Source organism: Herbaspirillum sp. LeCh32-8 (genome assembly GCF_017814915.1).
In the GTDB taxonomy this organism is placed as follows: Bacteria; Pseudomonadota; Gammaproteobacteria; order Burkholderiales; family Burkholderiaceae_D; genus Herbaspirillum.
In genome coordinates this window covers 837,647-849,418 of sequence record NZ_JAGIPZ010000001.1, presented here as the reverse complement: position 1 = coordinate 849,418, position 11,772 = coordinate 837,647, and the positions used below count along the sequence as shown (strand labels likewise).

Below are 11,772 nucleotides of genomic sequence, written 5' to 3'. Positions count from 1 at the left end.
GGCGCCTGCATCTACAACAATCGCTTAGGAGAACAATCCAATGAAGTCAGTCAACCCTGTGCTGGCCATCGCCTTCGGGCTGATGTCGCTGACCGCCGCGCAAGCCCGCGCCGACGCTCTGGCCGACATCCAGAAAGCCGGCGTGGTCCGCATCGGCGTGCCGCAGGATTTCGCGCCCTTCGGCTCGGTCAATACCGAGCTGCAATTGCAGGGCCTGGACATCGACGTGGCCAAGCTGATCGCCAAGAACATGGGCGTGAAGGTGCAACTGGTGCCGGTGGCCAGCGCCAACCGCATCGCCTACCTGCAGACGCACAAGGCCGACCTGGTGATTTCCACCCTGGGCAAGAGCGCCGAACGTGAAAAGGTGATCGACTTCTCGCAGGCCTATGCGCCCTACAACAACAGCGTGTTCGGCGTGGCCGCCGTCAAGGTGGCCAATGCCGCCGACCTGGCCGGCAAGACCGTGGGCGTGGCGCGCGGCACCTTCCAGGATATCCAGCTGACCGAAACCGCCCCCAAGTCCGCCACCATCAAGCGCTACGAAGACAACAACGCCATGATCTCGGCCTATGTCTCGGGCCAGGTGCAACTGGTGGGCACGGGCGACTTCGTGGCTTATGCGCTGGCCGAGAAGGCGCCGGGCAACAAGCCGGTGCTGAAGTACATCATCCATGAGTCCAGCTGCAGCGTGGGCCTGAACAAGGGCGAGCCGGCCCTGATGGCCAAGGTCAACGACGCCATCACCGCCGCCAAGAAGAGCGGCGAACTCAACACCATCGTCAAGAAATGGCTCAACGTGCCGCTGCCTGAGAAGATGGCGACCACCTTCCAGTGATCGCAAGCCTGATCCTGGCATAAAAAAAACGGCGGAGCGATCCGCCGTTTTTTTTCGCGCCGCGCAGGTACGCGCGCGCCGAGAGCCGCAGGCGACTCAGAACTTGGACGACAGTCCCAGCCCCCACTTGCGCTCCGGATCCGCCGTTTCCGGCAGCACGCCGTTGGAGTAATCCAGGCTCAGGCCTACGTTCTGGTTGAAGTTGTAGGTCAGCACCGACTTCCAGTAGTGGATGCCGCGATTGCCCTGCAAGGCCTTCAGGCCGGTATAGGTAGTGGTGAAATCGAAAGGCAGCGACGGGTTGGTCGAGGCCAGCGTGAAGCCGGCCTGCGCGCCCAGGCGGATGAAGTCCTGGTGCTGGTCGTAGACGGCCGGGTCGCCGCGGTCGATGTAGGTACCGTTGCGGCTCTGGCCGATCAGGATGGGCTTGAAGGCCAGGCCGTTGTTCCAGCGGATGAAGTCGTTCAAGATGCCCGGCCGCACCGGCGTGAGCGTGAAGTTCAGCGTCAGCAGGCGGCTGCCGTCGGTGTTGTTGATCAGGTAGTCGGGTCGCGCGGTCAGGTCTTCGGTATTGGCCGAGTCCGGATGCGTGAAGTGGAAGGCCGACAGCATACCGATCTGGGTGGTGCGCGTGGTGGTCACGGTATTGCCGGCGGCGCTGTAGGCGGTCACGCGGTTTTGCTTCACGCCGACGTAGGGCACTGCTTCATAGGTGCTGCCGGCCTCGCCGATCGGGCGCTTGTCGAAGGAATAGCCGGCGTAGGCCACGATGTCGTTGGTGCGCGACGCCGCCACGTCGTCGTTGGCCAGCGTCACGCGGGCGCGCTCCACCGAGGCGTAGCCGGCCTTGTTGTTGCGGTCGATCGACAACTGGTCGGGGTTGCCGCGCACGCGCACGTGATCCATCCAGCTCGGCTCGGGCGCCGGCGGCGCGGCAGCCGGCACGGCCGCCACGGTGGGCTGGCCGGAAGTGCCGGTAGGCGCGGCCGCGGCCGTCATGACGGCTGCCGACGAGGCATGCGCCAAGGTCGGCCGGGCATCGGCCACTACGCAGGAGAGCCCGGCCTCGTTGCCGCTGCCGAAGAAGGCTTGCGCGTCGACCCGGCGGGACGCCTTGAACTGGCCGTCCTTGCCGTCCAGCAGGCTTTGCAGGTCGTCGGCCATGTGGTCGACGTTGGCGCTGTCGCCGTTGGCCGCACCGCCGGCGGCCTTCTCGGCCGCGCGCTTTTTCAGCAGCCAGGCCGCCAGTGCGCGCGGCGAGTTCAGCGGCGCCGGATTGTCGCCCACGGCGAGGTAGCCGGTGCTGACGGGATAGGTCTTGATCAGGTAAGCGGCCAGCTTGTCCTTGTCGACCTTGAGATCGGGGGAGCACAGGTTGCCGTTGGCGTCGGCGGCCCAGGCCATGGTGGCGGCGCCGGGCAGCAGCATGACTGCTGCAAGCGAATGGAGTCGGCCTCGCATTAAAGATCCTCGTTGTTGTGCGTTGTAAAACATCGGTGCAAGGCGACTTGAGCGCGCCGCCATGCCCGGGCGAAACCTCGTCTGAGGGAGACGAACAGGAAGGCTTGAAACCGCCTCTGAGCGCAGGTATGAAACGCTGCGGCGCAAAATGTTCAATCGACGGTGAGGATTTACATCGACGCGCGCATTCTGCGGGCGAGCAAAAACGCGGCGCCCGCACAGGCGCCGCAAGGAAGGAAAAACGCTCAGGCCAGTGCCGGCAGCTTCAGTCCGGGCAAGGCATGCAGGTCCAGCTGCTGCAACAGGAAAGGCTTGATCAGCAGCTTGTAGCTGTCGAGGTCGAATCCCTTCATGCTGGCCGCGGGACGCGCGCGCAGCTGCTGGTGCTCTTCGTCGAGCGAACCCAGGTAGCGCCAGTGGTCGATCACATGCACCTGGCGCCAGCCGTCGACTTCCTCGATCACACCCATCGGGCCCTGATACGGCCACGGCAGGATGCGCAGGTCTTCCAGCGCCTGCATCAGGCGTTGCTGGTGCAGCTCGGGCGATTCTTCGCCGGTGCAGCAGCCGCGGCAGCGGCGGATCTGGCGGCCGAAGCAGGCCATGCCTTCGCCGGCGCTCTCTTCGAGGCCGGTGGCCACCGAGCACAGCTCATGCTGCTCCACCAGTTTTTGCAGGGCTTCCTGCGCGGCGCGCTCGGAGGCGAAGATGCCGAACAGGTTTTCGGCACGGCTGAAGTCGCGCTCGGCCACCTGCGCCACCTGCGGCCGACCGTCCAGGCTCAGGCGCAGCGTGAACAGGCAACGTTTCTGCCGCGGCTTCTTGTTATGCAGCGGCTGCAGGTCGCGCACCAGGCTTTGCTCCAGCAGGCTCGCGCCCAGCTCGCCGGCGGTGCGGCGAAACTCGATGCGACGGGTCTGGCGCACCAGCATTTCTTCTTCATGGTTGTGCAGATGAGCCAGCACGCGGCTGCGCAGGTTGACGCTGCGGCCGACGTACAGCGGCATGTCGTTGGCGCCGCGGAAGATATACACCCCGGCCGAGGCCGGCAAGGCGTCGATGCTGGCGCGCTCGATGTGGATCGGGTAACTGTAGGTGGCGGCGCGATGGGCGGCCGGCTGCGGCGCATTGAAGGTCGCGATGGGCAGGCCCTGGCCGAGCCTGTTGAGCGCATTGACGCCGCGCTTTTCTTCCTGCCGCAGCAGGCGCTCGACCAGCACGGCAGGCATGCGTCCGGGCGCTTCCGCACGCGACGTCGCCGGGCCGGCCGGCATCAGGCCGGGCATGGAGGCGTGCATCAGGTGACGGGTGAAAAGCTGGGTCAGGGAGTGGCGATAGCTGGTGGTATTCATGGCGGTTGCCATATCCTCGTTGTTCTTCATGTCACGTTTGAACGTGCTCTGTCGGTCGATTGGCGGGATCGGCATGCCGGCTCCCGCCGTGCGCATATCGCCCCAAAAACTTAAAGTGAATTATGAAGTTGCCCTATGACGCGCACAGTCGGCAGGAAGATGAAGATCGTGTAGGACATTGCGCCACATGAGGTGTCTCCCCTTCCGTCTTCCGTTCCGGTGCAGGCGGGGCAAAGAATCACACGGAAAATATTTCCCTAAAACAATGGTCAACGGGGTATTTTTCAGTCTTTATTTCAAATTAGAAATATTTCTAAATTCATATCTTTTTGAACGCATTCAACATCGCCGCGCTCAGCCGCTGGCGTGAGCTTGCAAAGCCTTTCCAGGGATCCGAGCGCTGCAATTGCCGGATCCGCTCAGCCATGTTGGCGACGCGAAAAGCGTCGGGCTTGACGCCGTCTTCCAGCTCCTCCCAGGTGATCGGCGCCGATACCGGCGCGCCGGCGCGCGCGCGCACAGAATAGGCCGCCACCGTGGTCGCTCCCGGCGCGTTGCGCAGGTAGTCGACGAAGATCTTGCCGGCGCGCGCGGACTTGCTCATGCGCGCGATGAAGCGCTCCGGGAGATGCCGGGCCAGGTGCGCGGCGACCCGATGCGCCCAGTCCTTGACGAGGTCCCAGTCGTGCTCCGGCCGGATCGGCGCGATCAGGTGCAAGCCCTTGCCGCCCGAGGTCTTGAGGAAACACTCCAGCCCCACCTCCTGCAGCAGCCCGCGCAGCAGCTGCGCGCCCTCCACCACCATCGGCCACGGCACGTCAGGCGCCGGATCGAGGTCGAACACGACGCGGTCGGGCTGCATCAATGCACCGGCATCCGAGCCCCAGGCGTGCAGCTCCAGCACGCCCATCTGCACCGTCGCCACCAGACCCGCCACGTCGTTGACCATCATGTACTGCGCCGTGCCCTCGCCTTCGGGCACCTCGACCGGCTCGATGGCGTCCGGCATGCCCTGGCCGGCATGCTTCTGGAAGAAGCACTTGCCGGCATGGCCGTCCGGGCAACGCACCAGCGACAGCGGGCGCTGCTTCAGCTCGGGCAGGATCCACCGGGCCACGCTCTGGTAGTAGCGCGCCAGCTCCAGCTTGGTCAAACCGGTGTCGGGGAACAGGATCTTGCCGGGATGCGTGAGCCGCACGCCCGCCACCGTCACCGGCGACGACTGGTCGGGCTTGCCGCGGGCGCCGGCTCGCTTGCGCGCCGGCGGCGTGCGCTTGTTGTCGCTGTTGTTGTCGCTGGCATCGCGCTCCACCGGCGCGCTGCGCTGCTGCTCCTCACGCACGATGTCGCGCGGCTTCTTGTCCTCGCGCAGCGCCACGAAGGCGCCGTGGCGCACGATGCCGGCCTTGGTCCACTGCGCGAACCTGACCTCCGCCACCAGCGTCGGCGCGATCCAGTGCACCCCGTGCCGCTGGCGGCCGGTGGGCGGATTGGCAAAGGCCGGCCCATCCTGCTCCAGCGTCTTGAATTTCTTCAGCAGCGAACCCAGCAGCTTCTCGTCGAAACCGGTGCCCACGCGCCCTGCATATTGCAAGTGGCCCTGCCCGTCGTACACGCCCACCAAGATCGCGCCAAAGCCGCTGCGCCGGCCGGCCGGATCGGTGTAACCGCCGATCACGAACTCCTGGCGGCGCTCGCACTTGATCTTGAGCCAGTTGCGGTCGCGCCGTCCGGTATAGGGCGCGTCGACGCGCTTGGTCACGATGCCTTCCATGCCGTGCCGGCAGGCATGGCTGAAGACCTCGCGCGCGTGGCCGACGATGTGCTCGCTGTAAAGCAGCAAACCTTCGTCGTCGGCCCCGGGTATCAGCTCGCGCAGCAACTGCTTGCGCTGGATCAGCGGCAGCTCGCGCAGGTCATGTCCGTTCAGGTACAGCAGGTCGAAGGCATACAGCGCCAAGCGCACACCGCCGGCCTGCTGGCGCTCGCCGTTGGTGTAGTTCTGCAGCGCTTCGAAGCTGATGCCGCCGTGCTCGTCCAGCGCCACCACCTCGCCGTCGATCCAGGCGTCGTCCACCGGCAGTTTTTCCAGCGCGCGCACCAGCACCGGCCAGCGCGCGCTCCAGTCCAGGCCTTCACGCGTGTGGATGCGGGCCTTGCCGCGCGCGATGCGGCACAGGCCGCGGTAACCGTCGAACTTCATTTCCGACAGCCACTCGTCGCCATCCGGCGGCCGTTCCACCAACGTGGCCAGCTCGGCCTCGACCCGCGCGGGCATGCGCGCAGCTTTGAGGTCGGCTACCTGAATCTCGGCGGGCTTGGCCTTGGCGAGCTTGCGCGCCGCCTTCTGTCGCGCTTTCTGCGGTGCCTCGTCACCCCGGTCGGCCACGCTTTCCGGCCTCAGCTCGGTGACGGCGGCGTCCTTTCCGTGCGCGGCGGCCTCGTCATCTTCCTTGATCAGCAGCCAGTTCTCCTTGCCGTGTTCATCGGCCTTGCCCATGCGCACCAACGCCCAGCAGCCTTCCAGCTTTTCGCCGCGCAACGCGAAGGAGAGATGCCCCTTCTTCAGGCCGGCATCAGGGTCGCCATGCGGCTCCCACTCCCCGCGATCCCACAGCACCACGTGGCCGGCGCCGTACTGGTGCTCGGGGATGTCGCCTTCGAAGGTTCCGTAGTCCAGCGGATGGTCTTCCACCCGCACCGCCAGGCGTTTGTCATGCGGATCCAGGCTCGGTCCCTTGGGCACGGCCCAGCTCTTGAGCACGCCGTCGAGCTCCAGGCGAAAGTCGTAATGCAGGCGGCGCGCATGGTGGCGCTGGATGAAAAACTGCAGCGCCTGCGGCTGCGCGCGCCGGCCGGCCTTGCCCGCCTTGCGCGCGGGGGTGCCGGAAGGCTCCGGCGTGATGCTGAAATTGCGCTTGGCGCGGTAACGGTCGAGGTGTCCGGCACTCATGCCTGAGCCCTCCTCGCAGCGCCGCGCGCGGTCCCAGCTCGCGCGGGGCGTGCTGCCGCAGCTGCTTTGCCTGCCTTCGGCTTGGTCTTGGATGCGGCAGTCTTCTTGGCCGCCGGCTTGCGCGCCGGCAGCTTGTGCACGCTCGCGCCCTTGGCGACGCGCGGTTTGGGTGCGTCGCCGTCCTCTGCATCGGCGCTCTTGCGGGAAGACTTCGCCGCCTTGCCGCGCCCTTCCAAGCTGCTCTTCAGCAAGGCCATCAGGTCCACCACCTTGCCGCTGCCGGTGGGTGCTGCGGCCTGCTCGTCCGGCTCGGCCACGGCGTGCGTCTGGCGGCTCTTGATCTTCTTGTTGATCAGCGCCAGCACGTCGTCGCGGTAGGTATCGCGAAATTGCGCCGGCGCCCAGTCGGCCGACATGTGCTCGACCAGCGCGCGCGCCATTTCCACTTCCTGTTTCGACACCCCGGATTTTTTCGCGGTGCGCGACGGCACCGAAATGTCGTCCGGCGCGCGCAGCTCGGTCGGGTAACGCAAGGTGATCAGGTTCAGCATGTCGCCCTGCGGCAGCAACGCCGCCAGATGCTGCCGGGTGCGAATCACGATTTGGGCGATGGCCATCTTGCCACTGGCCAGCAGGGTTTCGCGCAGCAAGGCGTAGGCCTTGTCGCCGCCCTTGGCCGGCGCCAGGTAGTACGGCTGTTCGTAGTAGAGGATCGGCACCCGCTCCACCTCGACGAAACTTTGGATATCGATGCTCTGCGTCGCCTCGACGTTGGCGCGGCGCAGGTCCTCGTCGGACATCAGCACGTACTTGCCTTCTTCGTACTCGTAGCCCTTGATGATGTTGTCCCACGGCACCTCGCGGCCGGTCTTCTTGTTCACGCGCTTGTAGCCCACCGGCGCCAGGTCGCGCTGGTCGAGCAGATGAAAGTCCAGCTCATCGTTCTTTTCGGCGGTGAAGAGTTCGACGGGAATGTTGATCAGGCCGAAGCTGATCGCTCCCTTCCACAGTGCGCGGCGCATGGCAGTCTCCGTTGGCGTTGGGCGCTTTGGCCCTCGCTTTGGCCCTTGGTCCCATGCCTGATTATCGAAGCGCAGCCGCAGCCCCGCAGTCAGCCGGCGGATGAAGGCGGCGTAGGAATGCGTTCCTGCTGCGGGCTGACTTCCGGCCGGTCGTCCCCTGCTTGAGCTTGTCCCGGTTTGCTGTGCATCAAGGCAGCGCGCCGACTACAAGATCAGGCTTTCCTACAGGGATTTACCGCTCCCGCCGATACAGGCGCGGCGCGGCCGGGCTTAGTCTCGGCATGATCCGAATCATTTTCCATGGAGCCGCCATGTCCGCCACCGTTGCAGAAACCCTTGTCGACACGCTCTACCAGATCGGCGTACGCCAGATCTTCGGGGTCGTCGGCGACGCCCTGAATCCCTTGACCGAAGCCATCCGCCGCGACAAGCGCATCGAGTGGATCGGCGTGCGCCACGAAGAAGGCGCGGCCCTGGCCGCAGCCGGCCAGGCCAAACTGACCGGGCGGCTGGCGGTGTGTTGCGGCACCACCGGCCCCGGCTCCAATCACCTGGTGGCGGGCCTGTATGAAGCGCGCAAGGACCATGCGCCGGTGCTGGCGATTTCCGGCGGCGTGCCGGCCGCCAAGCGCGGCACCGACTACCTGCAAGAGAACACCCCGGATATCCTGTTTCGCGACGTCGCCTGCTACACCCAGACCGTGACCAGCCCCGAGCAGGCGCCGGCGGTGTTCCACCAGGCCATCGCCCAGGCCTATGCGCAGCGCGGCGTGGCGCACCTGAACATCCCGGCCGACGTGATCGGCGCCAAGGTGGCGCAGTCGGTGCCCAGCATCGCCACGCTGCGCCGCCGTGCCGATTTGGCGCCGGCCGAAAGCGAAATTGAGGCTGCGGCGAAGCTGATCAACGCCGCCAAGACGGTGGCCATCTTCGCTGGCAACGGCTGCCGCGAGGCCATCGACGATGTGTTGGCGCTGGCCGCCAAGCTGCAGGCGCCGGTGGTGCACACCTTCAAGGCCAAGGACATGGCCGCGTTCAGCCATCCGCACTGGATCGGCGGCGTCGGCCTGATCGGCGGCGCGCCTGGCACCGACGCCTTGCATGACGCCGAGCTGATGCTGATGCTCGGGTCCGACTATCCCTATTCCGAATTCCTGCCGACCAAGACCCGCGTGATCCAGATCGACGAGCGCGGCTTCGTGCTGGGCCGGCGCGCACCGGTGGAGCTGGGCATCACCGGCTCGGTGGCGCCCGCGGTCAAGCAGTTGCTGGCGCGGGTGGACGGCAAGACCGACGGCGCCTTCCTCAACAAGGCCAACGCCGACCGCGAGAAATGGAACGCATCGCTGGACCGCGACGCCGAGGAAAAGCGCCACCACAAGAAGATCAAGCCGCAACGCGCAGCGCGCCGCCTGGGCGACCTGGCCCAAGACAATGCGGTGTTCGTGGTGGATACCGGCGTAGTCACGCTGTGGTGCGGCAACTGGATCCGCCAGAGCGGTCGCCAGCGCATTCTGGCCTCGTTCAACAATGCCGCAGTAGGCACCTCGCTGGGCCAGGCCAACGGCATTCAGGCGCTGGATCGCGCGCGCCAGGTGGTGGTGGCGGTGGGCGACGGCGGTTTCACCATGCTGCTGGGCGAATTCATGACCAGCGTCGAGCACAAGCTGCCGGTGAAGGTGGTGGTGTTCAACAACCGCGAATGGGGCCTGGTGCACCTGGAGATGGAAGAAGCCGGCTTGCCGGCCTTTGAAGGCTCTGAATTCCCCAACCCCGACTTCGCCGCCTTTGCACTGGCCTGCGGCGCGCAAGGCTTCACAGCGCGCACGCCCGACGAGCTCGACAACGGCATCGCGCAGTTGTTGGCCGCGCCCGGCCCGGCAGTATTGAACGTCTTCATCGACGCCTCGGAATTGCCGACCATGCCGCACATCAAGATGGAACAGATCTGGCGCTTCGGCATGGCCAAGGTGCGCGAAAGCCTGATTGCAATGAAAGGAGGCTGACATGCATTCCCCTGACGACACCCTGGAACGCCAGCGTGAGCGCTATGCCGACGAGCTGCGCGCGCGCTTTGCCGAGTACAAGCGCTGGGCCATGGCGAACTGGCCGGTGCAGGAGCAAGCCCTCACCGACGCCGCCTTCATCGCCGCCGAGCGCGAGCTGGAGCTGATCACCGGCGCCATGCTGCATCCTGGCCGCCAAACCGGTGCAGTGCCGGCCGGCGGCAGACAGCAAGCGCAATTCGAGGATGTCACGCCTGCGCCTTGGCCGTGACGCCGCAATGACCGCGCACGGCCGCGCTTACGCCTCAGCAATATGCGTTCTTTCTTACATGCGCTTGAGGAGCCCGCTTATATCGGTTGCAACGCGCCCGGCAGTAAGCTCTTTTTACGGCAAGACTCAAAGGAGATATCCATGACTGCATCCAAACAAGGCAAGAATGAACGCCCCAACGACTATGACACGCCCTCCGAGGTGACCCTGGACGAGGCCAACGAGATGAGTTTTCCCAACAGCGATCCGGTGGCCACGTCCAACATCACTCGCATCAAAAAGGCGCCCGACATGGCGCATGCTCGCGGCGACCACCAGAACCGAAATCAGGTGAAGTCCGGCAAGCACTGAATTTCATCCATACGGCAGGCGGCCCGGTCTTGCGCCGCGGCCGCTTTTCATTTTTCAAGGGAGATATCGCTATGGCAAACCGATTCAGTAACCTGAAGGTTGCCGTCCTCGTCACGGACGGCTTTGAACAGGCCGAACTGCTGGAGCCGAAGAAGGCGTTGGAGGCGGCCGGCGCCACGGTTCACATCCTGTCGGACAAGAAATCCAGCGTGCAGGGTTTCAAGCACGTCGACAAGGGTGAGGTGGTCTCGGTCGACATGACCATCGACGAGGCCCGCGCAGATGATTACTCGGCGGTACTGCTGCCGGGTGGCGTGGTCAATGGCGACGCCATGCGCATGCTGCCGCAGGCGCGCTCTTTCGTGCGCGCGGCCAACGATGCCGAAAAGCCGATCGCCGCCATCTGTCACGGCGGCTGGCTGCTGATTTCGGCCGGTGTGGCCAAGGGACGCACCGTCACCAGCTGGCCCAGCCTGCAAGACGATTTCAAGAATGCCGGCAGCCAATGGGTAGACCAGGAGGTGGTGCGCGACGAAAACTTCGTTTCCTCGCGCAAACCGGCCGACATTCCGGCCTTCAACAATGAATTCATGAAGCTGTTGGACGAGCAGCAAAAACGTGAACTGAACCCGCCGGCTCCGGCTGCCGCCGGCGATGAAGCAGGTGGGGACGGTACCGACATGACCGGCAAGAAGAAGCTGTCCGGCAAGGGTACCGCGCCCTCGGCGCCGGCCGAGCACGAGAGCGAGGCTTTTGCGGTGGCGCACGGGCAGTCGCACCAGAGCGACGGTTGATGCGTACGCATCCCCTTCCGGCCGCTTTGGCGCCGGGAGCGAGCTTTTGCCAGAGGGATGGACGTCCGAGGAATCAGCGACCAGATGAGGAGCAAAACGAAGGCGGATGAAGAGCGATCTTCATCCGCCGTTTTTTTAAGCGGCACGGACCTGCCGATTAACTTGGCGCGATGCCCCCGGAAAGTCAGCCTTCCAAGGCCCATCCCGCGCATCAGGCGCGCTTGCGCGTTGCGCCTTCCTGCTTCCTCACCATGGCTACCAGCGCCAGCGCTGCCTTCTCGGCGCTCTTGCGCTTCTTGCAGATGCGTACCGGGGGCGCTTCCTGCTGGGCCATTTCCCAGAAATACCCGAGAGGCAGATCGACATAGGCCGCATATTTGTTCTTGTCCAGCTTGGCCACGCGCGGCAAGAACTTCTCGGCGCACGACATCGCTGCAAGCGGTTGATGGGCCGTTTTGCCGTGGGATTTGTCGGCGGATTTGGCGAGACGTTTCATGAGCGCACTCCTTTGCCGCATGGCATGAAGCAGACACGAACAGCAAAACGGGGGATCGCGGAAATGCCGGAAGCCGGAAAGATCAGTCAACAGACCGGAGCCGGCGCTTCCTGTGAAAGCACCGGCTCCGTTGCGGATGATGCGCCTGCTGCATCGCACTGTCCAGCCGCGCCATCAGGCTGCGGCCGGCGCGCAACGCTTCCCGGTCGTGGCCGGGGCGGCGTGCCG

General features: G+C 65.3%; 9 protein-coding genes and 1 pseudogene. 5 read left to right on the top strand and 5 right to left on the bottom strand.

Features of this window, described 5'->3' with window-relative positions:
• The first annotated feature begins 40 nt into the window (after positions 1–40).
• Entirely contained in the window at positions 41–838 is a 798-nt protein-coding gene (locus J8I26_RS03910) for a transporter substrate-binding domain-containing protein (protein ID WP_209604225.1), read from the top strand.
• A gap of 96 nt (positions 839–934) precedes the next feature.
• Here the strand turns inward: J8I26_RS03910 and J8I26_RS03905 are convergent, their stop codons facing one another.
• From J8I26_RS03905 to J8I26_RS03890, 4 genes are all read right to left on the bottom strand, one after another.
• Positions 935–2,266, bottom strand: coding sequence for a hypothetical protein (locus J8I26_RS03905; RefSeq protein ID WP_209604223.1), 1,332 nt, complete (start codon positions 2,264–2,266; stop codon positions 935–937).
• 278 nt (positions 2,267–2,544) lie between these two features.
• Entirely contained in the window at positions 2,545–3,651 is a 1,107-nt protein-coding gene (locus tag J8I26_RS03900) for a nucleotide excision repair endonuclease (protein WP_245200033.1), read from the bottom strand.
• Positions 3,652–3,970: 319 nt separating this feature from the next.
• A complete protein-coding gene (gene ligD, locus J8I26_RS03895) occupies positions 3,971–6,604 on the bottom strand; it encodes a DNA ligase D (protein WP_209604221.1) in 2,634 nt (877 codons plus the stop codon).
• Positions 6,601–7,626 (bottom strand): Ku protein, encoded by a 1,026-nt coding sequence (locus J8I26_RS03890; protein WP_209604219.1) that lies wholly within the window; start codon positions 7,624–7,626, stop codon positions 6,601–6,603. Before J8I26_RS03890 ends, ligD begins: the two co-directional genes overlap by 4 nt.
• A gap of 311 nt (positions 7,627–7,937) precedes the next feature.
• Here J8I26_RS03890 and J8I26_RS03885 point away from each other — a divergent pair, with 311 nt between their 5' ends.
• The 4 genes and pseudogenes from J8I26_RS03885 to J8I26_RS03870 all read left to right on the top strand — a co-directional run.
• Positions 7,938–9,632: a thiamine pyrophosphate-binding protein gene (locus J8I26_RS03885; protein WP_209604217.1), complete on the top strand. Its 1,695-nt coding sequence runs from the start codon at positions 7,938–7,940 to the stop codon at positions 9,630–9,632.
• A gap of 1 nt (position 9,633) precedes the next feature.
• Entirely contained in the window at positions 9,634–9,903 is a 270-nt protein-coding gene (locus tag J8I26_RS03880) for a hypothetical protein (protein ID WP_209604215.1), read from the top strand.
• 141 nt (positions 9,904–10,044) lie between these two features.
• On the top strand, positions 10,045–10,254 hold the full coding sequence (locus J8I26_RS03875; RefSeq protein WP_209604213.1) for a hypothetical protein: 210 nt from the start codon (positions 10,045–10,047) through the stop codon (positions 10,252–10,254).
• A 71-nt stretch (positions 10,255–10,325) separates the two neighbouring features.
• Positions 10,326–10,853: pseudogene (locus J8I26_RS03870) on the top strand (type 1 glutamine amidotransferase domain-containing protein); the annotation flags it as partial.
• A gap of 406 nt (positions 10,854–11,259) precedes the next feature.
• Here the strand turns inward: J8I26_RS03870 and J8I26_RS03865 are convergent.
• Positions 11,260–11,544, bottom strand: coding sequence for a hypothetical protein (locus tag J8I26_RS03865; RefSeq protein WP_245200032.1), 285 nt, complete (start codon positions 11,542–11,544; stop codon positions 11,260–11,262).
• Positions 11,545–11,772: the final 228 nt, after the last annotated feature.

What these genes read in the sequence shown, in the direction of transcription:
- J8I26_RS03910 (WP_209604225.1), top strand. Translation starts at nt 41, where the DNA reads ATGAAGTCAGTCAACCCTGTGCTGGCCATCGCCTTCGGGCTGATGTCG.
- J8I26_RS03905 (WP_209604223.1), bottom strand. Translation starts at nt 2,266, where the DNA reads ATGCTGCTGCCCGGCGCCGCCACCATGGCCTGGGCCGCCGACGCCAAC.
- J8I26_RS03900 (WP_245200033.1), bottom strand. Translation starts at nt 3,651, where the DNA reads ATGAATACCACCAGCTATCGCCACTCCCTGACCCAGCTTTTCACCCGT.
- ligD (WP_209604221.1), bottom strand. Translation starts at nt 6,604, where the DNA reads ATGAGTGCCGGACACCTCGACCGTTACCGCGCCAAGCGCAATTTCAGC.
- J8I26_RS03890 (WP_209604219.1), bottom strand. Translation starts at nt 7,626, where the DNA reads ATGCGCCGCGCACTGTGGAAGGGAGCGATCAGCTTCGGCCTGATCAAC.
- J8I26_RS03885 (WP_209604217.1), top strand. Translation starts at nt 7,938, where the DNA reads ATGTCCGCCACCGTTGCAGAAACCCTTGTCGACACGCTCTACCAGATC.
- J8I26_RS03880 (WP_209604215.1), top strand. Translation starts at nt 9,634, where the DNA reads ATGCATTCCCCTGACGACACCCTGGAACGCCAGCGTGAGCGCTATGCC.
- J8I26_RS03875 (WP_209604213.1), top strand. Translation starts at nt 10,045, where the DNA reads ATGACTGCATCCAAACAAGGCAAGAATGAACGCCCCAACGACTATGAC.
- J8I26_RS03865 (WP_245200032.1), bottom strand. Translation starts at nt 11,544, where the DNA reads ATGAAACGTCTCGCCAAATCCGCCGACAAATCCCACGGCAAAACGGCC.